The organism is Streptomyces caeruleatus, assembly GCF_001514235.1.
Taxonomy (GTDB): Bacteria; Actinomycetota; Actinomycetes; order Streptomycetales; family Streptomycetaceae; genus Streptomyces; species Streptomyces caeruleatus.
On the sequence record NZ_KQ948941.1, the window covers coordinates 123,654 to 145,802 of the forward strand.

The window sequence follows — 22,149 nt, forward strand, 5'->3', positions numbered from 1 at the left end:
GGGGAGGTCACTGACACGATGATCGGGTTGCGCGGCGGGCGTCAGGCGTCCTAGAAAAGCAGTCGGGTGGAGATATGCATCGCGGTGGCGGGCTGGGCGAGGGGACTGATGACCTGGGTCCTCGACGTGCCCGGCGGGGAAGGCACCGGCGCGACGCGGAGGATTCGAACGAAGCACGTCAGGGACACGTAGTACCGGATATGCCGGGTGTACCGAACGAATCAGAGCGGGCCGACCGTCACAGTGATCGGCTGAGGGCGAGCAGGAATGGTGGTCGGGTGGGGGTGACGTACAAGTACTTCGGCGCGCCGGACGGTGCGACCGCGGCCCGTGTCCCGATCTCGATGCGCCCCGAAGAACTCGGCGGCGACGAACTCGGCATGAACGGCATGTTCACCAAGATCAAGCCGGAGACGATGGCCGCGATGGTCCTCACGGGCATCGAGGGTGTCCCCCTGCACAAGGTCCCGCCCCTGGAGCTGGTCGTCCTCCACCCCGACTACGCGGTGGTCAAGCTCCCGATGACGGTGGTCGACCCGCTGCGGGGCATAGGAGAGGAAGCGGTGGGCGCCGCGGCGTTCATCTGGTCGACGGTGCCGGATCGGGGCGGGCCCCGGGATGCGTTCAACGTGTACCAGCTGCTGCATGAGTGGCAGGACTTCAGCCATCGGTTGCATGAGGCGGGGCATCAGCCTTATTGCCTGGTTTGGCCGTGACCTGGGGTTTCAGGGGTTTCGGGGGTTTCGGGCGGGGTTTCTGACCCCGCCCTCGTCATGTGCGGAGAGAGGCCGTCAGGCGGCCAGGGCACATGGGTTCCGCTGGGGGCACTGATGTGCCCTGAGTGCCGGCCGGTCGCCCTCGGCTTCTGCCTCGGCTTCTGCGAAGACGTCGTCGATCGCCTTGCGGGTGCGGGTCTCGCTGGACGGCAACAGGTGCGTGTACGTCCGCAGCGTGAAGCCCGGGTCCGAGTGGCCGAGGTATTCGGAGAGCGCCTTGATGCTCTCCCCCGCGTCCAGGAGCACGGAGGCGTACGCGTGCCGGAGGGCGTGTATGCCGTCTTCCGGAGCCGCCTGGAGGTAGCGCGCCCCGCGCTCTCGCAGCGCCCCACCCCACCCGTCCAATCTCCGCCGAATCCGACACGACGGCGCTGATCAGGCTTAGGCGGACAGCTTGGGGGTGAGCAATTCCACCGCTTCCTCCCAGCGGAAGCGGTCCGCCCCGCCCCCGGCCTTCGGACGATGCGGCTCGTACGAACCGATCAGCACACCCATCTCCCGCAAGCAGTCCAGACTGCGGTGATAGGCGGGGTGGGCGGCCTGCGCCGAGTTCAGATACGGCAGGACGGCGGTCGGGATGCCCATGCCGTACGCCTCGCACAGGATGCCCAGCGCCAGGGTGTCGGAGATCCCTGCCGCCCACTTGTTGACCGTGTTGAAGGTGGCCGGCGCGACCGCGATGGCATCGGCGGGCGGCAGTGGGCGCGCCTCGCCGGGCGTTCGCCAGGCGGAGCGGAGGGGGTAGCCGGTCTGCGCCTCGATCGCCTCGGTGTCGAGAAAGCCCAGTGCCTGCGGGGTGGCGATGACGCCGACGTCCCAGTGCTGCCCCTGCGCAGCGGTGATCAGTTTGCCGACGTCGCCGGCGATGCCGCAGGCGCAGACGACGACGTACAGGAAGGGCTTCTTCTCCGGGTCGTTCGGCTCACTCACGCAGGGACTCCCAGTTGGCGGCTGAAGTGGTGCAGTTCCGGCAGAGTACGGCGGCGATCGCGGGCGGCCATGTCGGCGACCAGGTCGCGGACGGCGGGTCGGCGGACATCCTGGGCGGCGCAGGTCTCGGCGATGCGCAGGGCCTGGTAACCGTCGGAGAGACGGCCCTGCTGGCTGTAGGCGCGGGCTGTCTCCACCCACAGGGCCGCCCGGCGCTCGGGGACCGGGATGTGCCGACGCATGAGCGGGCGGGCGGCCTGGAGTGCGAGGCCGGAGTCGCCGAAGGCCACCAGGGCGCTGAGCTCGTGCAGGGCGACGTTGGTTGGGCTGAAGTTGGCCCAGGCATCGGGCTGGTCGAGGGATACGTACCGGGCCACCTCTTTGGCCTCGGCGAGGAATTCATCAGTGGCCGCGCGATCGCCACCACCGCTGGCTGCGGTCACACCGCGGAGCAGCAACAGCCCAACGGCTGCGAGATCCTTCGGAGAGCGGCGGTCGTACGAGCCGGTGAGCTGATCGGCCGTGTGGCGAACGAGGGTGACGGCCTGGGCGGTGTGCTTCTCGCGGGCCAGGACGTGGGCCTGTACGCGGACGCTGGAGGCCAGCACCACGGGGTCGCCTGAGCGTTCGGCCTCGGCCATCGCACGGCCGACCGCGAGCCAGGCGTTGCCCTGGTCGTGCTGCTTGAGCAGCAGGCTGGTGGAGGTCTGGTACGTCGTGGCCAGCAGCGCGGACAGCACATCGCTGTCCGTCGTGCTGCTGGATGCCAGTCTGAGGTCGGCGATCAGGCCAGGCAGGGTGCGCTCCAGCTCCGCGTAGTCGCAGGTGTAGAAGAGCTTGCGGGCAGCCCCGACCCGCTCCCGCAGCGCGATCGTGTCCAAGGGGGCGTCGGTACCCGCCGCGCTCAGTCCCGGGAGGAGGGCCTGGACGAGATCGTCGTGGGCGGCGGCCGAGGCGGCAGGGGGCGCGAGCGCGGCGATGCTCGCGGCAAGGAAGGTACGGCGGTGCATGTCGTCTGCTTCGGGATCGGTGGCGGAGGCGTCGGGAACAGCAGTGGCAAGACCCAACTGTTGGGCGGGGATCTTGAGTTCCTGCGCGACGGCACGCAGGACACGGATGTCCTCCGTGCCACGGCCGCCCTCCAGACGACTCACCTTGGACTGGTGGTAGCCGAGCGCGGCGGCGACGTCCTTCTGCGAGCGCCGCTGTAACACTCGTGCCTGACGGATCACTTCGCCGATCCGTCTCGCTTCCCTGTGTGCTTCGGCCATCTGCCACGGCCCCTTCTGCCGTCGCCGATCCTGCCTGCTCAACCGAGCGTAGATCAGCCGTACTTCGCCGTGATGCAGCTCCTGCATAACCGATGCACCACCGGCACCTGGACTAACCACCCACTGCTACGAGCTGGTTGCGTGAAGTGGCCGCACCAACCTCGGGAGGCCGCTCATGGCAGCGCACCAGCTCACCCTGTCCGTACCGGCTACCCCCACCGCGGTCGCCTTCGTCCGGCACCAGGCCGTGGAGGCGATACAGGGCTGGCAGGTGGATCTGGACGACGAGGTGGTGCACACAGCCGAGCTGGTGATCAGCGAGCTGGTCACCAACGCCGTCCGGTACGCCGGAGAAGGTCAGGTCTCGCTGGAAGTGCAGCTGCTCGCAGCCGTCCTGCGCGTCGAGGTGCGCGACTCCAGTCCGGTGCTGCCTCGGCCCGGCCTCCCGGACGAGCACAGCGAGAACGGCCGCGGCCTGTTCCTCGTCGCCGCTCTTGCCGACCGGTACGCCGCCGAACCGACGCCGACGGGCAAGCGCTGCTGGGCCGAGATCGCCCTGCCCGTCCGCCCGGCGACGAAGACGACCGTTTCCCTTCCTCTGCAAAGGAGTTGACCGTGCCCACCAGCACCTCTACCCGAGCCGCCGAGGTGATCGCCGTACGCCCCGGGCCGCCACTCACCGGCACCGTCACCGTGGATGGCTCGAAGAACGCCGCTCTGCCGCTGCTGGCCGCGGCAGGGGCTCTTGGCCGCCCTGATCTACCCGGGCGCCATCTGGGCCGTCGGTGACAGCCGAGGAACCCAGGCCAGCGGCAGCACGGGCGTCCTGGATCCCGAACGGCCCGACGAGCCGATGCGGCGCGACACCGTCTTCGACGTCGCCAGCCTCACCAAGATCCTCGCGGTGTGGTCGAGCATCGGCAGTCTCGTCGAGGACGGGAAGCTTCAACTCGACGCACCACTAGGCGACTTCTGGCCTGAAGTAAGCGGACGCCCACTGGCGCAGGTGACCGCACGCCGCCTGCTCACCCACACCGCCGGCGTACCGCTCCGGGCCAACCTCAAGAACCTGTACGGCACCGACCCGCAGGACGTCCGCGACGGCGTCCTGCGAGAAGCCCTGCACCGGCCGCCCGGTGAGGCCGTGGAATACACCGACCGCGCTGCCCTCATCCTCGGCTACCTCGCCGAACACCTCTCCGGCCAGCGGCTCGATGCGCTCGCGGCCGACCGCGTCTGGGAACCGCTGGGCATGACACAGACCTGCTTCGGGCCGTTGAGTCCCGAAGCGGCGGCCCGCTGCGCACCGACCGAACTCGACGACAGCGCAGGAACCCATCTCAAAGGAACCGCCCACGACTTCTCCGCCCGCCTGCTCGGCGGGGTGTGCGGCATCGCGGGCGCTTTCTCCGTCCTCGACGACGTCGCTACGTTCCTGCGCTATCTCCTCGATCCGAACCAGCTGAACGCATCACCCGGATTCGGCACGGACTGGATCAAGGAATCCCTCCAGATCCACACCGGGGATCTAACGCCCGCCCGGGGCCTGTTCTGGCACCCTGCACCAGGCACGACTCCGGAGGCCGACGACGTCTGGGTGCACTACGGCTTCACAGGCACCGGCATGTGGCTGTCCCCCAGGAAGGACCGCTGGGCAGCCCTGCTCACCAACAAGCTCTACTACAGCCGGGACCGCGAACCACTCACCCACGTCCGCAACGAGTTCCGCTCTCTCGTCTTCGTCTGACCAAGGCAGCAGCGACTTGGCACTTGACCGAGAGCCAACTCTGTAAGGGCAGGACGTCCAGCGATTCTCGCTACCGCGTAACCCGCCTTCTTTACGAAGGCGTCAAGGTAACTCCCCTTACTGGCTGCGTTCATCAATCCGCTGTAAACCGCCTCGGGCACACCCGCACACTGATAGACCGATCCATTCCTGAACTGAACTTCGAGTGTCCTAGAGTTCGACTCATAGCCGACGGACGCCAGATTGGTGGAAGCGACAGATATTCGCTGCATGGAATCTCCCTTCGTACTGCCTGGTGTGGCCCTGAAGCAGAGCTTTCGCCGGTAGTCGGCGGTTGAGTCAGGAGTTGGCGGGGTCTTCAGGCCCCGCCTTCGTCATGTGCCGGAAGGGGCGCCGGCAGGCATGTGGGCGGTTCCGGGCGGGAAGCGCGTTGCCCCGTCGGGGTTCTCGGCGTTTCCCTGGCGTAGACCTCTATCCAAGGAAGTCCGGTCATGCCCCGTCCCGCACATATCGCCATGGTCGGTACGTCTGCGGTCAGCCATGTGCTGCCCAGCCTGGAGATCATCCGTGAGCTGGTGGCCCGCGGCCATCGGGTGACGTACGCCGTCTCCGGTCGCGTCGCCGAGCTGATCTCCCCCACCGGCGCCGAGTTGGTCGGCATCGCGTCGACCCTGCCGGTCGCCGACGGTGACTGGCCGCAGGATCCCATCGGCGCCGCGTCCCTGTTCCTGGAGGAGGCGAGGGCAGTGCTGCCGCAGTTGCACGCCGCGTACGACGACGCTCCCGCCGACCTCTACCTCTACGACGTCGGCGCGTACGCGGGCCGGGCCCTGGCCGAGGCGCAGGGCCGCGGTCTCCTGCAGCTGTCCGCCGCGCATGTGGGCTGGGAGGGTGCCCGGGAGCAGATCGGTGCGTCGTTCGCCGGGCTGCCCGGAGGTCCCGCGTACCGGGCGCGGTTCGCGGCCTGGCTGAGCCGGTGCGGGGCGGTGACCACGGACGTGGAGGAGTTCATCGGCCGTCCGCCACGCGTGCTCGCCATGATCCCGCGCGCCCTGCAGCCGCATGCGGACCGGGTCGACACCGAGGCGGTGACGTTCGTCGGCCCGTGCTTCGGCGCCGGCCAGGAGCGGGGCGGCTGGACGCGGCCGGCCGGTGCGGAGAAGGTGCTGCTGGTGTCGCTGACCGGCTCGGCGCACCACGGGCCCGAGGAGGTCTACCACCAGTGTCTGGCGGCGTTCGCGGATCTCCCCGGGTGGCATGTGGTGTTGCAGACGGGCGGCAGCGGCACCGGTGGCGGTAGTGGCGGTGGCGGTGGCGGTCTCGTCGTTCCGGGGAACCGGATCCCCGCCAACTTCGAAGTCCGGCCCTGGGAACCGCCGTTGACGATCCTGGAGCATGCGGACGTGTGGGTGACGCACACCGGGATGGGCAGCAGCGGCGAGGGCCTGTACGCCGGGGTGCCGATGATCGCGGTACCGCAGGGGGCCGACCAGTGCCTTCACGCCGACCGGCTCGTCGAGCTGGGGGTCGCCCGCCGCATCGACGCCTCGGACGTCACGGCGGCGACGCTGCGTACCGCGCTGATGGAGCTCATCGGCGATCCGCGGGTCGCCACGCGTTCTGCCTGGCTGTGGTCCGAGGCGCGCACCGAAGGCGGCACCCGCCGGGCCGCGGATCTGGTGGAGGAGCAGTTGGAGGAGCAGTTGGTGGGGGACGGGGTGGGCTGACAGCTCGGGCCGCACTTCCCGCAGGACGTCGCCGCAGGACGTCGCCGCAGGACGTCGCCGCACGACGTCGCCGCACGACGTCGCCGCCGTAGGTGAGCTGGATCTGCTCAGCACGACCTGAGCAGGGCCGGCTTACGCCCCCTTCACCCCCGTTCCGCCTCCCCGCCCACCTCCCGCTCGTCCTGAGGGCGGGGCGCCGGGGCCGTTGTGGCCCGGGGGATCACATGGGTCGGCAGGACGACGTGACGTTCGCGTTCCGCTTGGGCGTGTTCCACCTGGGAGTCCTCGATGAGCCGCAGGGCCAGTTCGCCGGCCTCGCGGCCGATGTCCGAGGGGGACTGGGCCACCGTGGACAGGTCGAACCAGTCGGCGAGCGGCTGGTCGTCGAAGCCGAGGACGGAGATACCTTCCGGAACGGCGATCCGCGTCCGGCGCAGGGCGCGGATGACCGCGACCGCGACCTCGTCCTGTTCGGCGAAGATCGCGGTGGGCGGCTCACGCAGGCTGAGCAGCCGGCCGAGCACCTCGGCGGTGCCGCGCTTGTCGCCGACCGTCGTCGCGGCGACCAGGTCGTCGTCGAGGGGGACGCCCGCCTCGGTGAGGGTGACTCCGGGCAGGCCGGGGCCGCGGCGTCGTTCGAGGGGCGCGGCCCCATCACGTACGTCGCAGGCAAGGACACCTCCGGCACCGTCCAGCCGGCGATCGACCGCTGGAACAAGCTGCACCCGACGGAGAAGGTCACCTTCATCCAGCTGCCGACGGACCCGGACGCGCAGCGCCAGCAGATGATCCAGAACGCGGAGACGAAGTCCGACGCCTACACGGTGCTTTCGCTGGACGTCGTGTGGACGTCGGAGTTCGCCGCCCACCAGTGGATCGACCGGCTCCCCGAGGAGCGGTTCCCGCTGGGCGGGATGCTCGACCCGGTGGTCGAGACGGCCGAGTACCGCGGCGGGCTGTACGCCGTCCCGGCCAGCTCCGACGGCGGAATGCTGTACTACCGCACCGACCTGCTGAAGAAGGCCGGGATCGCCCGACCGCCCACCACCTGGGCCGAGATGAAGGCCGACTGCGCGAAGGTGCGCAAGCTGCCCGAGGCCAAGGGCATGTCCTGCTACGCCGGGCAGTTCCAGAAGTACGAGGGCCTCACGGTGAACTTCGCCGAAGCCGTGAACTCGGCCGGCGGCACCGTCACCGACGCGAACGGCGCGCCGCACGTCGACACCCCCGAGGCCAGGAAGGGCCTGGACTTCCTCGTCGGCTCCGTCAAGGACGGGACGGTCCCCAAGGAGGGCATCACCTACCTGGAGGAGGACGGCCGCCAGGCGTTCCAGGCCGGCAAGCTCGTCTTCCTGCGCAACTGGCCCTACGTGTACGCGCTGGCCGCCAGGAGCGGGATCAAGGGGAAGTACGCGGTCGCCCCGCTGCCCGGGCTGAACGGGCCCGGCGCCTCCAGCCTGGGCGGGCACAACATGGCCCTGTCGTCCTCCGCCGAGAACAAGGCCACGGCCCTGGACTTCATCAGGTTCTTCACCAGCGAGGAGAACGCGGCCACCTTCCTCAAGGACGCCTCCCTCGCCCCGCCGTACGCCTCCCTCTACGACGACAAGGCGCTGACCGGGCAGTACCCGTACCTGCCCGTCCTCAAGGAGTCCATCCTGCGCGCCGTGCCCCGCCCGCGTGTCGTGCGCTACGGCGACGTGACCTCGGCGGTCCAGCAGCAGGCGTACGCCGCCCTGACCGGTGAGAAGAGCAGCGCGCAGGCGTTGAAGGACCTTCAGGCGGCCCTGCGGAAGTCCGTCGCGCAGTGAGGAGCGGGAGCATGGCCGAGACCGAGACCGAGACCGAGACCCCGACCGGGACCCCGACCGGAAGCCCGGGCCTGTCTCGGCAGGACGCCGTCACCGGGCGGCCCTGCGGACCGGTGAAGCCCTCGCGGCGCAACCCGCGCCACCCCGCCCGGGCCACGGCCGGCTCGGGCCGGATGGCCGCCCTGCTCGTGTCCCCGACCCTGCTGGTGCTGTCGATCGTCGTCGCGTACCCGACGCTGATGGCGCTGAAGGAGTCGCTGTACGGGCCGAAGGGACTGGACCCGGCGACCGGGTTCATCAGCGACACCGAGCCGTTCGTCGCACTGAAGAACTACGCCGACATCTTCGGGGAGGCCGGGGAGCGGTTCTGGAACGCCTTCTGGAACACCACCTTCTTCACCGTCCTCACGGTCGGCCTGGAGACGGTGATCGGGGTGGCCATGGCCCTGATCATGCACAAGGCGTTCCGGGGCCGCGGCCTCGTGCGGGCCGGGATCCTGATCCCCTGGGCCGTGCCGACGGCGATCTCCGGCCTGCTGTGGCGCTGGATCTTCAACAGCGACGGTGTCGCCAACGCCCTGATCGGCCATCAGGTGCTGTGGACCACCGAGGGGTTCCACGCCAAGGTCGCGGTCATCATCGCCGAGGTGTGGAAGACGGCCCCGTTCATCGGGCTAGATGGCCGCGGGCGTCCTTGGTCACGGTCCCGCTGGTGGTCATGGTGCTGCTCTTCCAGCGCCGCATCGTCGCCGGACTCACGGCGGGCGCGGCGAAGTAACGCGACCCCCCTTACGACTGCCCCGACAACCAAGGAGCTACCGAGCCTTGTCCCCCACCCCCGCGCCCTGGTGGCGCAGCGCCGTCATCTACCAGGTCTACATCCGCAGCTTCGCCGACGGGAACGGCGACGGCATCGGTGACATCGCCGGCATCCGCTCCCGGCTGCCGTATCTGAAGTCGCTGGGTGTGGACGCCATCTGGATCAACCCCTGGTACAAGTCCCCGATGGCCGACCACGGTTACGACGTGGCCGACTTCCGCGAGATCGACCCGTTGTTCGGCACGGTCGCCGAGGCCGAGCGGCTCATCGAGGAGGCGCACGCGCACGGGATCCGCGTCATCCCGGACATCGTGCCCAACCACACCTCCGACCGGCACGTCTGGTTCCAGGCGGCGCTGGCGGCCGGTCCCGGCAGTCCGGAGCGCGAGCGCTACGTCTTCCGGGACGGCCGGGGCGCGGACGGCTCCGTGCCGCCCAACGACTGGGTCTCCTGCTTCGGCGGCCCGGCCTGGACCCGGCTGCCCGACGGCCAGTGGTATCTGCACCTGTTCGCGCCCGAGCAGCCGGACCTGAACTGGCAACACCCCGAGGTGCGGGCCGAGTTCGAGTCGGTCCTGCGGTTCTGGTTCAGCCGGGGCGTGGACGGCTTCCGGATCGACGTCGCCCACGGCCTGATCAAGCACCCGGAACTGCCCGACCTCCCGCCCCGCCGCGACCCGGACACCGCGCAGCCCTGGCAGCACGTCGACCACCCGCACTGGGACCGCGACGAGGTCCACGACATCTACCGCGCCTGGCGCAGGGTCGCCGACGAGTTCCCCGGCGACCGCTCCTTCGTCGCCGAGGCCTGGGCGGACACCCCGGAGCGGCTGGCCGCCTATGTCCGGCCGGACGGCCTGCACACGGCGTTCAACTTCGACTTCCTGATGTCGAGTTGGCATCCGAAGGACCTGCGCGAGGTCATCGACGGCTCCCTGGAGATGCTCGGCGCGGTGGGCGCCTCCGCCACCTGGGTGCTCTCCAACCACGACGTCGTACGCCATCCCAGCCGCTACGGCCGCAGGGCCACCAAGCGCTGGGTGGCCAACACGGCGTACGAACCCGAAGGCCCCCTCGACCTGGAACTGGGCACCCGGCGCGCCCGCGCCGCCGCCCTGCTGATGCTCTCCCTGCCGGGCGGCGCCTACGTCTACCAGGGCGAGGAACTCGGCCTGCCCGAGGTCGAGGACCTCCCCGAGGCCGTCCTCCAGGACCCCGTCTGGGAACGCTCCGGGCACACCAACCGCGGCCGCGACGGCTGCCGGGTCCCGATCCCCTGGTCCGGCACCACCACCCCGTACGGCTTCAGCCCCGACGGTGCCGGAGCCTCGCCCTGGCTGCCGCAGCCGGCCGACTGGGCGCCGCGCACCGTGGCCGCCCAGACCGGCGACGAGGGCTCGATGCTGGAGCTCTACCGCACGGCCCTGCGTCTGCGCCGCGAGCACCCGGCGCTCGGTGACGGCAGCCTGGCCTGGCTGGACGCCCCGGAAGGCGTCCTCGCGTTCGGCCGCGACCCGGGCTTCGTCTGCGTGGTCAACCTCTCGGCGGAGCCCTGCCCGCTGCCCGAGCACACGTCGGTGCTGCTTGCGAGCGGTCCCGTCGAGGGCGGCACGCTGGCGCCGGACCAGGCGGTGTGGCTGACGGTGTGACGGACCCGCTCGGCGTGGGGGGCGGGGGCTTTCGGGTCCCGTCCCGGCCAGGGAGGCGGCCGGAAGCCTGTCGGAAGCAGGGGCTGGATCCTTCGGGTGAAGATCGACTGCCGGGCCGCGTCCGCCCACGGAGCCCGGATAGGTACAAGGCGATCCCGCGCCGCTCGGCGCCACCCCCGCCGCGACCTCCCAGGAGGCACCACCGTGCCCGTCCCCCCGCTCGACCACCGCGCCACCGGCTACAGCCTCGCCCACGCCTACTGGCTCGCCCGCGCCTCCGACCTGGCCTACAAGGACGAGGCCACCATCGAACGGCAGTTGCGGGAGTGGGGCTTCGACCGGGTCCGGCACCACCGGAGCACCTTCACGCCGCCGTTCCCGTTGCAGGACACCCAGGCGTACACGGCCACCAACGAGCACATGATCATCACCGCGTTCCGCGGCACCGAGCCCGCCAACATCCGTGACTGGCTCACCGACGCCACCACCCCGCCCTGTCCCGGCCCGGCGGGCACCGGCCACATCCACTACGGCTTCGCGGAGGCCCTCGACTCCGTGTTCCCGAAGGTCAAGGACACGCTCGCCGAGTTCCACGACAACGGCCAGACCCTCTGGTTCACCGGCCACAGCCTGGGCGGCGCCCTGGCCATGCTCGCCGGCTGCCGTCTCTACCTGGAGGACCCCGAACTCCTCGCGGACGGCGTCTACACCTACGGCCAGCCCCGCACCTGCGACCGGCTGCTGGCGGCGTCCTGCAACAAGGCGTTCAAGAACCGCCTGTACCGGTTCGTCAACAACAACGACATCGTCCCGCAGCTGCCGCCCGAGCCCGTCTTCCACCACGTGGACGTCCTGCGCCACATCGACTCCGGCGGAAGGGTCCGGGAGTCCATGTCCCTCCTGGGCGGCCTGGCCGACCGCGGGCGTGGCCTGACCGCGGACGCCTTCGCCCCGGCCGGCGACGGCATCCGCGACCACTTCATGGCCGGCTACCTGACCGCGCTGGAGCGCAACCTCGTCTGAGGGGCGGGCTCCGGCCCCGGGAAGAGGGCGCGGACGCGGCGCGCGTCCGGGACGACGAAGACGCCGTCGGCCGTGACGAGGTGCGTGTCCGGGTCCGCCTCGGTGGCGGTCGACCCGGTCACCTGGACCTTGCGGGCGTCCGGGCCGGTGACGTCGGTGACGCGGGCGAGGATCCGCAGCGGTGTCTCCAGCGGGACCGGACCGTGGTAGCCATTCCGAGCCGGACGGTCAGGCCCGCCCTTCCGGCCGCCGCGCAGGCCCGGCCCATGAGCTCGTCCAGAAGCATGGCGCTCATGCCGCCGTGGCCGTAGCCGGGCGGGCCCTCGTGGGCGATGTACGCCGTTGTCCTCCAGCCGGTTGTCGCGGGTGAACGTCAGCTGGACGAAGGCATGGTCGCCGTCCGGGCTCGACCAGTCGCAGGCCCAGTCGGCGAAACCGTGGTCCGACGGGCGGCTCCGCAGGCCCGGCACCCGGGCGAGCGCGGTGCTGTCGAGCAGTTCGCAGGCGTCGAGTCGGGCGAGGGAGCTGGCGGCTCAGGACGAGGAGCGCCGGGGCACCGGGCCCCGGTCCAGGACGGTGACCGCGTAGTCGGTGGCGGCGTCGGCGAGGGCACAGGGGTCGGGCGCGCCGGCGTCCCTTCTCGACCCGATGACCACGATCCCCCGGCGGTCGGCGGTCGCGATGTAGCGCTCGCAGTCGTCGCCGTCCCGCGTCATGCTCGCGACCTCGACGTCGCCGGCCCGCCGAACGGCCACGCCGCCGTCGAACTCCCTGGCCGCACTGGAGAAGTTGACCTCGACACCCGCGAGCTCGTCGCCCCCGTCGCTCAGCACCAGTACGTCACAGCGGTCCAACTCGCCGTAGTCCGGGTCGAGTTCGGTGTCGCCGAAACGGCCGAGCGAGGTGGCGTCGAGGAGCTTGCAGGGGTCGGCCGTGCGGACGTCGCCGATGGCGCCGGCGTGCAGGGTGGCCGTGGGCATGGCGTCGGGCGCCGGGCCCTTGCCGTCGCCGCCCGACATCAGGGCGACGACCCCGGCCGTGACCAGGGCCGCCGCCGCGGACAGCGCCGCCGCCCCGATCGCCAGGGGGCGCCCCCGACGCCGTACGGCATGCGGCATGCGGCAGCCGCAGGGTGAGTGAGGCGAGGGGCAGGGTGTGGGTGTGGGAGGCCTGGTCGCGCAGCTTGCCCTGGACCTCGGGGGGCGGCGGCGCGGCCCGCGTCAGCAGCCGGTGCGCCTCGGCGGCGTCGGGGCGGCGCCGGGCGTCCGGCTCCAGCAGCGCGGTCAGCGGGGCGGTCAGCCGGCCGGCCCGCTCGGCGGGTTCGAGGTGCCCCTGGAGGGCGCGGGCGACGTAGGCCATCGGGTGGTCGACCTTGCCGTACGGCGAGTGTCCCTCGACCGACGCGAACAGGCTGGCGCCGAGGGAGAACACGTCGGCCTTCTCGCCGGCGGACCGGCCCTTGACCAGCTCGGGCGCGAGGTACTTGGGCTTGCCCCGCACCACGCCCGTGGTGTGCGTCTGGGTGACGTCGCTCCACAGCGCCCGGGCGATGCCGAAGTCGGTCAGCCGGGCCACCCCGTCCTCGGTGACCAGGATGTTCTCCGGCGTGACGTCGCCGTGCACGACGCCCAGGGCGTGCGACTTCGCCAGCGCGGCCGCGATCTGGCAGCCGACGGACCCGGCGTCCTCGGGCGGGAGGGTGCCACCGCTGTCGTCGGCGAGCTGGGCGAGGCTGCGGGAGGGGACGTACTCCATGACGATCCAGCAGGTGGCCTCGCCGCCGGTGCCGTCGTCCGGCTCCTCCACGAAGTCGAACACCGGCACGATGTTCGGGTGGTGCAGCCGGGCGGCGTACTGCGCCTCCTTCCGCAGTCTCCTGGCGGCCTGCCCGTCGTCCGGGCGCGCGCACTTGACCGCGACGATCCGCCGCAGCGTCTCGTCCCAGGCCTGCCACACGACGCCCATCCCGCCTCTGCCGACGGGTTCCCTGAGGAGGTAGCGGCCGGCGACCTCGTGCCCGGCCTGTAGCGTCAAAACGGTCACGGAGTGTACGGAGCAGGTGCCTCAACGGTGACCGTTTTCCCAGGACTTCAGGCGGACGGACAGCGGACGGACAGCGGACGGACACAGGAACCCTTCAGGGCTCAAGGAATCGTGGCCTGATCCGGCTCGCCCGGCACGGAACCCCTCCGGCCTCACGAACATCGCACGTACCATCGTGCGAGACCACTCGAGAAGGCGCCGGGCCGGAGGCCGCCCGGGGCGGGGGACGGGGGCAGGGACGTGGACGGGATTGTGCGTGTGCCCCTGGAGGGCGGGGGCTCGGTTCTCTTCGAGGGCGTGGCGGCCGTACCGGGCGGGCCGGTGAAGGCCGGGCGCCTCAGTGACGCCGTCGGGGAACTCCCCTCGACTCTCCAGACGACGCTCGTCCCGGTGCGGGACGCGGCCCGGGCGATGCTGACCCAGTTGCGCCAGGCCGGACCCGACGAGATCGAGGTCGAGTTCGGCGTGAACCTCGCGGCGCAGGCCGGGGCGGTCATCACCAAGGCGGAGACGGGGTGCCACGTGACCGTCCGCATGCTGTGGCGCCGCGACGAGTCGCCGGGCGGCGGCCACGCACCTGACGGCAGCCCGGACGCCACCCGCGCCGACACCCCGAATGCCCCGGATTCCCCGAATGCCCCGGATTCCCCGGACGCCAACCACCTTCCCCCGCGCGGCGATTCGTCCCCCCGCGCCTGATGACCCCGCCGTTACAGGCGTCGGTCGCCCAGGTGCTCGGGAGCGACGACACCGTGGTCGGAGCCGGTTTCCTGCTGGCCGAGGACCTCTTGGCGACCTGCGCCCACGTCGTGCTGCAGGCCGGGGCGGGCCCCGGTGAAGAGCTGACCGTCGTCTTCCCGCATGCCGATGGCAAGCCGCGGTTGACCGGCCGGGTGCTGTCCGAGGCCTGGCGGGCGCGCGAGGCCGAGGACATCGCCGTGGTGCGGTTCGACGGGCCGGTCGGTGACGTCCCGGTCCTGCCGCTGGGCTTCTCCGAAGGCTGCCGCGGACACAAGGTGCGGTCTTTCGGGTTCCCCCGGCAGGCGCCGCCCGGTGGGCACTTCGGCACCGGCGTCGCGGGCGCCGTCCTCGACCATGACGCATCGGGACCCGTCCTGCAGCTGAGCGACGCCAACGATCTGACGACGGGCTTCAGCGGCGGCCCGGTCGTGGACGACTTCACCGAGCACGTGGTCGGCATGGTCACCTCCATCGTCGTACCTGATGAACACGACCGCGGTCAGAACATCGCGTACGCGACCGCCGTGCAGGCGCTCCGCAAAGCCTGGCCGGAGCTCGGGCACAGCCCCGAGTGTCCGTATCCGGGCCTCCTTGAGCCCTACGGCCGGGAGCACGCGGCCTGGTTCCACGGCCGGGAGCGGGCGGTGAGCCTTGTGCTGGCAGCGCTGGCCGAGCAGACCGGCCGGGGCAGCGGGGTTCTACTGCTGGGGCCGTCGGGGTCCGGGAAGTCGTCGCTCGTGCGGGCCGGTGTGCTGCCCGCGTTGGAAGACGTAGGCGTGCCCGGCAGCGACCGCTGGCTGCCCGTGGTCGTCCGCCCCGGCTCTGACCTCATGGCCGAACTGGACGCCGGCCCCCTGCCCGGGACACGCGAGCACGGCCTGGCCGGCGCTGTAGGCAGTCGGCTGGACGACGACCCCGACCATGACCGGATCCTGCTCGTCGTCGACCAGTTCGAGGAGTTGCTGTTCGGCGACCCGGCCGTCGTCGAGCCGCTCACGGAGGCGATCGGCACGGTTCCCCGGCTGACCGTACTGCTGGTCCTGCGGGACGACTTCTACCCCCGGCTGGCCGCCTCGGCCCCCGCCCTGCTGGAGAAGCTGCGGCACGGCCTGGTCAACATGCCCGCCACGCTCGACCGCAAGGAACTGGAGGCCATCGTCACCCGGCCGGCCGCAGCCGTCGGCGCCCGCTTCGAGTACGGCCTGCCAGAGCTGATCGTGGCCGCCCTCCTCACGGATTCCACGGCGCCCGTGACCCTGCTGCCCGCCCTCCAACTCGCCATGAACAGGCTGTGGGAGCGCCTGGACCCCACCGGCTGCCTGACCTACAAGGCACACCACGACATCGGGAGGGTCACCGGCGCGCTGGGGATGTGGTGTCAGGACGCCGTCGAGAAGCTGCCGCCCGACCAAAGGCCCGTCGCCGAGAAGCTGCTGACGGCCCTCGTCCGCCCGGCCGACGACGAGCGCCAAGTCCCCGCCGTACGGCAGCGCGTCCCGCTGGACGTGCTACGCGAGATGGAGGCCGACGCCGACGAGGTGCTGGCCGAGCTGATCCGGAGCCGGATCGTCATCATCGGGATGCGGCGCCGCCCAGGGCGGCCCGACGACGAGGAACCCGTCGCGGAACTGATTCACGACGTCCTGATCCGCGCCTGGCCGGCCCTGAACGACTGGGTCGCCCGTGACCACCGTTTCCACGACTGGCTCCGACGTGCCGACGAGCGCCGCGTCCAGTGGGACGAGCTACACCACCCCGACGACCTGCTGCACGGCTCCGATCTGGCGGATGGCCTGCGGTGGGCGGCCAGAGAGCGGCTTCCCCGGCACACGGCGGAGTACGTCCAGGCCAGCGAGGCCCACCACAAGGCGCGCGAGGCGCACCGCAAGGCGCGGCAGCAGCGGGCGCGAAGGCTCAACGTCATCCTCGCGGTCCTGCTGGGACTGGTCCTCGTCGCGGCCTCGGTGGCCTTCCATCAACGGCAGCAGGCCCTGGAGGCCAAGCAACTGGCCGAATCACGCCAACTCCTCACCCAGTCCCGTACGTTGCTCTCGCAACCCGAGCTCGCGGCTCTGCTCGCCGTACAGGCCTACCGAACCTGGCCCACCCCCGAGAGCCGTGCGGCCCTCTACGCGGCCTCGGACCTGCCGCTGGTCCGGCGACTGGAGGGCGCGGGCGGGCCCATGGCGCTGAGCCGGGACGGCCGGACGCTGGCCACGGCGAGCGGCAAGGACGGCGACGAGGTCCGGCTGTGGAACCTGGTGTCGCGCGCACAGCGCACCCTGCGCATCGGAGCCGGCCGGGAGGACGCCGCGCATGACGGGAGCGGGTACCGGGCGACGGCCGTGGCGTTCGACGACAGCGGCGGGACCCTGGCGGTCGGAGAAGCCGACCGCGTGCGTCTCCTGGACGTGCGCGACGGTCACCAGAAGCTCTCGATCACCCTCGGCTCCGGTGCGTCACCGCGCGAGATACGTTTCACCGCCGACGACACGCTGACGACCGTCGACGGAGACGGTCTCGCCGTCACCTGGAGCCTGAAGACCCGTAAGCCCCTCGACCGCGTCTCGGCCACGGTGCCCGGTAAGCGGCCGCCGACGGACGATCTCGTCCTGACCGTCACTCCCGACGGGCGGAAAGTGGCGGCGAGTTCGCCCGGGCGGGGTGTGGTGGTGCTGGACCGGACGACGGGCAGGAAACGGACGATCGCCGACCAGCACGACGATCCCGTTCGGTCGGTGGCGCTCACCGAGGACGGCGACACCCTGGCGACCGGTGGCGAGTCGGGCCGGATACGCCTGATCGACGTGCGGACCGGCAAGGTCACGGCCACCTTGCGGGGGCCGTCCGCAACGGTCCGCGCGCTGGCCTTCGCCCCGGCGGGCGACACACTCGCGGCCCTCACCGACGACCGGGCCGTCAAGCTGTGGGACGTACCCCACCGCAGGCTCCGCACCTCCTTCGCCAGCGGTCACGCCCGCTCGGACCACTACCGCGTCGCCTTCCGCCCGGACGGCCGCACGGTGGTGACGAGCGACTACTCCGAGGTCCGGGTGTGGAACCTGGACCAACTCCAGCCGTACGCACGTGTGAAGCGGTCCGGGCAACTGGGCGGCCCCGCCCTCGGCCTGGCCTTCAGCCCCGACGGAGCCGACCTGCTCGGTGTCGGTACGAAGGAGGCGCAGGTGTGGGACGCGGGAACGGGCGACGTCCGTGTCAGCTACTCCGGCACTCACGCCTTGCGCGCAACCGCCGCCTACGACCGCGAGGGCCGCCCGCTGACCGTCGTCGACGACGAGGACGGTTGGGCGGTGCGGGACATCGCCACCCGCAAGGCGCTGCCCGCCCGCGGTCCGGGCACGTCCGAGCAGCGCGGGGTGCGTGAGGCGGCCCTGAGTCCGGACGGCAGCACCGTGGCGCTCCGGCGCGGCAACGACCTGTCGGTGCGCGACACGGCCACGGGCGTGCTCAGGTCGTCGCCCCGGCTCGGCGAGGGCGACCGGCAGTTCGACAGTCTGCTGCTCTCCCGGAACGGAACCACTCTGGCCGCGCGGAACAGCGGCACGGTGGTGGTGTGGGACACCGCCACCGGGGACCTGCGAACGAGCCTTGAGGCACCGGACGGCACAGCGCCGATCAAGCCGTTGGCGTTCTCCGAGGACGGGAGTGTCCTGGTCACCGGCGGCGACGGTCCACTGCGGTTGTGGGACACGGTCTCGGGACGCCTGGACGCGACGCTGGAGGGCAGTGACGGTGTGACAGCGGCCGCCTACTCCCCCGACGGCCGCTTCCTCGCGACCGGCGGCCGCTCCGGGTCGGTACGCCTGTGGGAGACGGCCACCAACCGCAGTCGGCGGGTCCTCACCGGTGCGCCCGGCCCGGTGGCCTCCGTGGCCTTCGCTCCCGACGGCGGCCGGCTGGCGGTCGGCAGCGAGGACGCCGGTGTGGAGCTGTGGCGGCTCTCCCTGCCGGACCCGGAGGAGGCCGTCGAGCGGATCTGCTGGGCCGTGGGCCGCGACTTCACGCAGAAGGAGCGAGCCGAGTACCTCCCGGACCCCGGCAGCCCTCCCCCCTGCACATGACGCCCCGTCACTTCACCCCGACCGTCCGCAGCACGGTCACCGCCAACGTCCGTGCCGCCTGCACCACTTCGGCGACCGCCACCCGCTCCCGCTCGCTGTGCGCCACCCGGATGTCCCCCGGCCCGAACTGCACGGTCGGGATCCCCTCCCCGGCGTACAGCCGCAGATCGCTCCCGTACGGCGCCCCGCACTCCCGCAGCCCCGCCGCTCCCCCGGCGTCGGCATGGGCGACCCGGATCACCTCGGGCAGCGGATGCCCCTGCGGCAGCCGCCCGCTGGCGAACCGCCCGCCCGGCCAGGTCACGCTCGCCCGATGCGCCCGCAGCCAGGGGTCGTCGTCGCAGGCCTCGGCGACGCACCGCTCGAAGGCAGCCCGCGCCTCGGCCGGATCCTCGCCGAGCCGCACCCCCAGCCGCCCCTCCGCGACCAGCACGTCGGGCACGCTGCTCGCCCAGTCGCCGGCCCGTACGGTCCCCACGGACAGGGCGTACGGGATCGGGTGCTCGGCCATCAGGGGATGGACGTCCCGGTTCCGCTCGGCCTCCAGCCGGGCCAGCGCCCGGTGCAGCGGCAGATACGCGTCGACCGCGCTCACGCCCTGGTCGCGTGCGCTGCCGTGCGCCGCCTTGCCGGGCACGGTGATCCGGAAGGTCAGCGCGCCGGCGTTCGCGGTGACGAGGGCGCCCGCCGTGGGCTCGGCGATGACGCAGACGTCTCCGCGGTGCCCGCGCCGCAGCGTGCCGAAGGCGCCGAGGCCGCCGTCCTCCTCCCCCACGACGAAGTGGACACCGACCCGGCCGCGCAGCCGCACCCCGGCGGCCCGTATCGCCGCGAGCGCGGCGAGGTGGGCCACCAGACCGGCCTTCATGTCGCAGGCGCCCCGGCCGTGCACGACGTCCCCGGTCACGCGGGGCACGAACGGATCGCCGGCCCACGCGGCCGGATCCCCGGGCGGTACGACGTCGACATGGCCCTGCAGAACGAAGGTGGGCCCGTCGCCGCCGTCCTCCGTCACGCCGACCAGCCCCCACGCCTCCGCGCGCTCGGCCTCCGCGCCGGGGAAGCCGGGGTCGGCGCGCAGCGCGTCCAGGTCCATGGACCACAGGTCGACGTCCAGCCCGAGCCGCTCCAGCCGCCCCGCCAGCAGATGCTGGAGCTCCGACTCGGCGGCACTCCCGGTCACACTCGGCACCGAGATCAACTCCAGCAGCGTCCGCCCGATCCCGGCCTCGTCGATCCCCGCCAGGACAGCGCCCTCCACGTCACTCAACACGCCGACGTACCTCCCCTCGCCCGAGCCGCCGCGCGGCTCCCGAACAGAGTCGCCCCTACCCAGGGGGAACCGGCGGCGAAGCCGCTCAGCCGGAACGGTTCAGGCCGAGCCGCCCACCGTGAACCCGATCGCCGTGCCGCCGCCCTCCCGGCGGAAGGCGAACGGCGCCCCGCCGTGCGACAGCGCGACCTCCCGCACGATGGACAGCCCCAGCCCCGACCCGGGCAGCGACCGGGCGTCGGCGGCGCGGTAGAAGCGGTCGAAGACGCGGATCAGGTCGTCCTCGGCGATGCCCGGTCCCCGGTCGAGGACCTCGACGCGCACGGTCCCGGGGCGGGCGGGCCCGGCGATGTTGATCTCGATGGGGGTGATGCCGTCGCGGTCGAACTTCGCGGCGTTCTCGACGAGGTTGGTCACCGCGCGCTGGAGCATGGCGGGCCGCCCCTCCGTCGTGGTGTCGCCGCTCGCGCGGACCACGATCCGCCGTCCGGTGCGCCGTCGCGCGAGGCCCGCGACGTCCTCGGCGATGTCGGCGAGGTCCACCCGCTGGGCCGGCTCGGTGTCGGACTGTCCGGCGGCCAGGTCGACCAGCTCGTTGACGAGGTCGGTGAGTTCGCGGGCCTCCTGACCGAGGTCGGCGACCAGTTCCTCGCGGGTGGCGGGCGGCAGCTCGTCGATGCGGCGCAGGAGGGAGATGTTCGTCCGCAGGGAGGTGAGCGGCGTACGGAGTTCGTGGCCCGCGTCCTGCACCAGCCGCCGCTGGTCCTCCTCCGACTGGGCGAGCCGGCCCAGCATGCGGTCGAAGGCCCGGCCGAGGCGGCCGACCTCGTCGTATCCGGTGACCGGTACCTGGATGCCGAGGCGGCGGGTGCGGGCGACGTCCTCGGCGGCGGAGGTGAGGACGACCAGGCGGCGGGTGATGCGCCGGGCCAGCCACCAGCCGAAGAGACCGGCCAGGGTGACCACCGCCGCCATCAGGAGCAGTGTGCGCTGCTGGAGCGCCCGCAGCAGGTCCTCGGTGTCGCTGAACTCCTGGGCCACCTGCACCGCGCCCCGCCCGCCGCCGAGCGCGACGGTCGCGATGCGGTAGACGTCGCTGTCGACGCCGACGTCCTTGTGCTGGACCATCCGCCCGGCCGTGCCGTCGGCCGCGATCCGCCGGTCGGCGGTGGTGACCGGCAGCCCCGGCCGGCCCGGGTCGACGACGGCGCCGTCCGGGCCCAGCACCTGGACGTCGGTACGGGCGGGCCGTACGAGGTCGTGGCCCGGGGCGGAGGAGGAGAAGTCCTGCGGGTTCATCGACCGCTGCCGCACCTCGCCCCGCAGGTCCTGCACGACCTCGTCGAACACGGTCTCCTGGTCCACCCGCAGCAGCCGGGCGGCGGCGGTGTAGGACAGCAGCCCGACCAGGACCGTGACCACGGCGGTCACGGTCGCGAAGGACACGGCGAAGGTGGTGCCGAGCCCCGATCTGCGGCGCCCGGTCAGCAGCCGCCCGAGCCGGCGCCGGGCCGCGCCCACTCAGTCCTCCCGCAGCACGTAACCCACCCCGCGCACCGTGTGGATCAGCTGCGGGGCGCCCGGCTCGTCGAGCTTGCGGCGCAGGTAGCCGACGTAGACGGCGAGGTTCTTGGAGCCGGGGCCGAAGTCGTAGCCCCAGATGCGGTCGTAGATGGTGGCGTGGTCGAGGACGATGCCGGCGTTGCGGACCAGCAGCTCCAGCAGCTCGAACTCGGTCCGCGTCAGCTCCAGCTCCCGCCCGCCCCGCCACACCCGGCGCGCCTGCGGGTCCATCCGCAGCCCGGCCGCCTCGACCAGCCGGCCGGACGGCTCGGGGGCGGCGGTCGGCTTCGGTACGTCGACCAGGGCGGGGCCGTTCGAGTCGCTGGTGCGGCGCAGCAGGGCGCGCAGGCGGGCGAAGACCTCCTCGACGTCGAACGGCTTCACCACGTAGTCGTCGGCGCCCGCGTCCAGGCCGGCGATGCGGTCCTGGGTCTCCACGAGCGCCGTCAGCATCAGGATCGGGGTGCGGTCGCCCTCGGCGCGCAGCACCCGGCAGACCTGGAGCCCGTCGATGCCGGGCATCATCACGTCCAGCACGAGCACGTCCGGCGGGGTGCGGTGGGCCTGCGCCAGTGCCTCGACCCCGTCGACGACCGCGGTGACCTGGTAGCCCTCCAGGGTCAGCGCGCGCTCCAGGGCGTGGCGGATGGCGCGGTCGTCTTCGGCGAGGAGAACAGTCTGGGGCACGGGTTC

19 protein-coding genes and 3 pseudogenes are annotated in these 22,149 nt (G+C 71.9%); 11 read left to right on the forward strand and 11 right to left on the reverse strand.

Going from position 1 to position 22,149, the window contains the following annotated elements:
• The first annotated feature begins 74 nt into the window (after positions 1 to 74).
• Positions 75 to 716, forward strand: a complete 642-nt coding sequence (locus AQJ67_RS38580) for a hypothetical protein (RefSeq protein ID WP_078504104.1) — start codon at positions 75 to 77, stop codon at positions 714 to 716.
• A 55-nt stretch (positions 717 to 771) separates the two neighbouring features.
• Here AQJ67_RS38580 and AQJ67_RS38585 read toward each other — a convergent pair.
• The 3 genes and pseudogenes from AQJ67_RS38585 to AQJ67_RS38595 form a co-directional block, all read right to left on the reverse strand.
• Positions 772 to 1,097: pseudogene (locus AQJ67_RS38585) on the reverse strand (tyrosine-type recombinase/integrase); the annotation flags it as partial.
• 60 nt (positions 1,098 to 1,157) lie between these two features.
• Positions 1,158 to 1,706, reverse strand: coding sequence for a flavoprotein (locus AQJ67_RS38590; protein ID WP_062724161.1), 549 nt, complete (start codon positions 1,704 to 1,706; stop codon positions 1,158 to 1,160).
• The gene (locus AQJ67_RS38595; RefSeq protein ID WP_079056457.1) at positions 1,703 to 2,977 is read right to left on the reverse strand and encodes a helix-turn-helix domain-containing protein; all 1,275 of its coding nucleotides are present in this window, start codon (positions 2,975 to 2,977) and stop codon (positions 1,703 to 1,705) included. Before AQJ67_RS38595 ends, AQJ67_RS38590 begins: the two co-directional genes overlap by 4 nt.
• A gap of 175 nt (positions 2,978 to 3,152) precedes the next feature.
• Here AQJ67_RS38595 and AQJ67_RS38600 point away from each other — a divergent pair, with 175 nt between their 5' ends.
• The 3 genes and pseudogenes from AQJ67_RS38600 to AQJ67_RS38605 all read left to right on the forward strand — a co-directional run bounded on the left by AQJ67_RS38600 (position 3,153) and on the right by AQJ67_RS38605 (position 4,724).
• Positions 3,153 to 3,590 (forward strand): ATP-binding protein, encoded by a 438-nt coding sequence (locus AQJ67_RS38600; protein ID WP_062724163.1) that lies wholly within the window; start codon positions 3,153 to 3,155, stop codon positions 3,588 to 3,590.
• Positions 3,587 to 3,733: pseudogene (locus tag AQJ67_RS47260) on the forward strand (UDP-N-acetylglucosamine 1-carboxyvinyltransferase); the annotation flags it as partial. The gene AQJ67_RS38600 and the pseudogene AQJ67_RS47260, both read left to right, overlap by 4 nt.
• Positions 3,675 to 4,724 (forward strand): serine hydrolase domain-containing protein, encoded by a 1,050-nt coding sequence (locus AQJ67_RS38605; RefSeq protein ID WP_062724164.1) that lies wholly within the window; start codon positions 3,675 to 3,677, stop codon positions 4,722 to 4,724. The pseudogene AQJ67_RS47260 and the gene AQJ67_RS38605, both read left to right, overlap by 59 nt.
• Here the strand turns inward: AQJ67_RS38605 and AQJ67_RS46210 are convergent.
• Positions 4,658 to 4,996: a KTSC domain-containing protein gene (locus tag AQJ67_RS46210; protein WP_079056449.1), complete on the reverse strand. Its 339-nt coding sequence runs from the start codon at positions 4,994 to 4,996 to the stop codon at positions 4,658 to 4,660. The two genes, AQJ67_RS38605 and AQJ67_RS46210, sit on opposite strands and share 67 nt — an antisense overlap.
• 219 nt (positions 4,997 to 5,215) lie before the next feature.
• Between AQJ67_RS46210 and AQJ67_RS38610 the strand changes: the two genes are divergently transcribed.
• Positions 5,216 to 6,451 (forward strand): macrolide family glycosyltransferase, encoded by a 1,236-nt coding sequence (locus AQJ67_RS38610; protein ID WP_244190737.1) that lies wholly within the window; start codon positions 5,216 to 5,218, stop codon positions 6,449 to 6,451.
• 143 nt (positions 6,452 to 6,594) lie between these two features.
• Here AQJ67_RS38610 and AQJ67_RS47265 read toward each other — a convergent pair whose 3' ends face one another.
• Complete coding sequence (locus AQJ67_RS47265; protein WP_244190743.1) at positions 6,595 to 7,176, reverse strand: substrate-binding domain-containing protein; 582 nt, start codon at positions 7,174 to 7,176, stop codon at positions 6,595 to 6,597.
• Between AQJ67_RS47265 and AQJ67_RS38620 the strand changes: the two genes are divergently transcribed.
• The 4 genes and pseudogenes from AQJ67_RS38620 (at position 7,171) to AQJ67_RS38635 (ending at position 11,754) form a co-directional block, all read left to right on the forward strand.
• On the forward strand, positions 7,171 to 8,262 hold the full coding sequence (locus AQJ67_RS38620) for an ABC transporter substrate-binding protein (RefSeq protein ID WP_244190744.1): 1,092 nt from the start codon (positions 7,171 to 7,173) through the stop codon (positions 8,260 to 8,262). The two genes, AQJ67_RS47265 and AQJ67_RS38620, sit on opposite strands and share 6 nt — an antisense overlap.
• 688 nt (positions 8,263 to 8,950) lie before the next feature.
• A pseudogene (locus AQJ67_RS50845) lies at positions 8,951 to 9,040 on the forward strand (carbohydrate ABC transporter permease); the annotation flags it as partial.
• Positions 9,041 to 9,087: 47 nt separating this feature from the next.
• Complete coding sequence (locus tag AQJ67_RS38630) at positions 9,088 to 10,731, forward strand: glycoside hydrolase family 13 protein (RefSeq protein WP_079056458.1); 1,644 nt, start codon at positions 9,088 to 9,090, stop codon at positions 10,729 to 10,731.
• 204 nt (positions 10,732 to 10,935) lie between these two features.
• A complete protein-coding gene (locus AQJ67_RS38635; RefSeq protein ID WP_062724166.1) occupies positions 10,936 to 11,754 on the forward strand; it encodes a lipase family protein in 819 nt (272 codons plus the stop codon).
• On the opposite strand, the gene AQJ67_RS49870 is transcribed toward AQJ67_RS38635, so the two are convergent.
• The 3 genes from AQJ67_RS49870 to AQJ67_RS38645 form a co-directional block, all read right to left on the reverse strand.
• Positions 11,721 to 12,224: a hypothetical protein gene (locus tag AQJ67_RS49870; protein WP_062724167.1), complete on the reverse strand. Its 504-nt coding sequence runs from the start codon at positions 12,222 to 12,224 to the stop codon at positions 11,721 to 11,723. The genes AQJ67_RS38635 and AQJ67_RS49870 overlap by 34 nt on opposite strands.
• Positions 12,225 to 12,287: 63 nt before the next feature.
• The gene (locus AQJ67_RS49875; protein ID WP_244190739.1) at positions 12,288 to 12,608 is read right to left on the reverse strand and encodes a hypothetical protein; all 321 of its coding nucleotides are present in this window, start codon (positions 12,606 to 12,608) and stop codon (positions 12,288 to 12,290) included.
• Positions 12,595 to 13,797 (reverse strand): serine/threonine-protein kinase, encoded by a 1,203-nt coding sequence (locus tag AQJ67_RS38645; RefSeq protein ID WP_244190740.1) that lies wholly within the window; start codon positions 13,795 to 13,797, stop codon positions 12,595 to 12,597. Before AQJ67_RS38645 ends, AQJ67_RS49875 begins: the two co-directional genes overlap by 14 nt.
• Before the next feature lie 240 nt (positions 13,798 to 14,037).
• Between AQJ67_RS38645 and AQJ67_RS38650 the strand changes: the two genes are divergently transcribed.
• Both AQJ67_RS38650 and AQJ67_RS38655 read left to right on the forward strand, forming a co-directional pair.
• Entirely contained in the window at positions 14,038 to 14,496 is a 459-nt protein-coding gene (locus tag AQJ67_RS38650) for a CU044_2847 family protein (RefSeq protein ID WP_063807412.1), read from the forward strand.
• Entirely contained in the window at positions 14,496 to 18,620 is a 4,125-nt protein-coding gene (locus tag AQJ67_RS38655; RefSeq protein WP_062724169.1) for an nSTAND1 domain-containing NTPase, read from the forward strand. Before AQJ67_RS38650 ends, AQJ67_RS38655 begins: the two co-directional genes overlap by 1 nt.
• Before the next feature lie 7 nt (positions 18,621 to 18,627).
• Here the strand turns inward: AQJ67_RS38655 and AQJ67_RS38660 are convergent, their stop codons facing one another.
• The 3 genes from AQJ67_RS38660 to AQJ67_RS38670 all read right to left on the reverse strand — a co-directional run bounded on the left by AQJ67_RS38660 (position 18,628) and on the right by AQJ67_RS38670 (position 22,143).
• Positions 18,628 to 19,893, reverse strand: a complete 1,266-nt coding sequence (locus AQJ67_RS38660; RefSeq protein WP_062724170.1) for an ArgE/DapE family deacylase — start codon at positions 19,891 to 19,893, stop codon at positions 18,628 to 18,630.
• A gap of 99 nt (positions 19,894 to 19,992) precedes the next feature.
• Positions 19,993 to 21,414: a sensor histidine kinase gene (locus AQJ67_RS38665; protein ID WP_062724171.1), complete on the reverse strand. Its 1,422-nt coding sequence runs from the start codon at positions 21,412 to 21,414 to the stop codon at positions 19,993 to 19,995.
• Complete coding sequence (locus AQJ67_RS38670) at positions 21,415 to 22,143, reverse strand: response regulator transcription factor (protein ID WP_062724172.1); 729 nt, start codon at positions 22,141 to 22,143, stop codon at positions 21,415 to 21,417. It lies immediately after the preceding gene.
• Between the last annotated feature and the right edge of the window lie 6 nt (positions 22,144 to 22,149).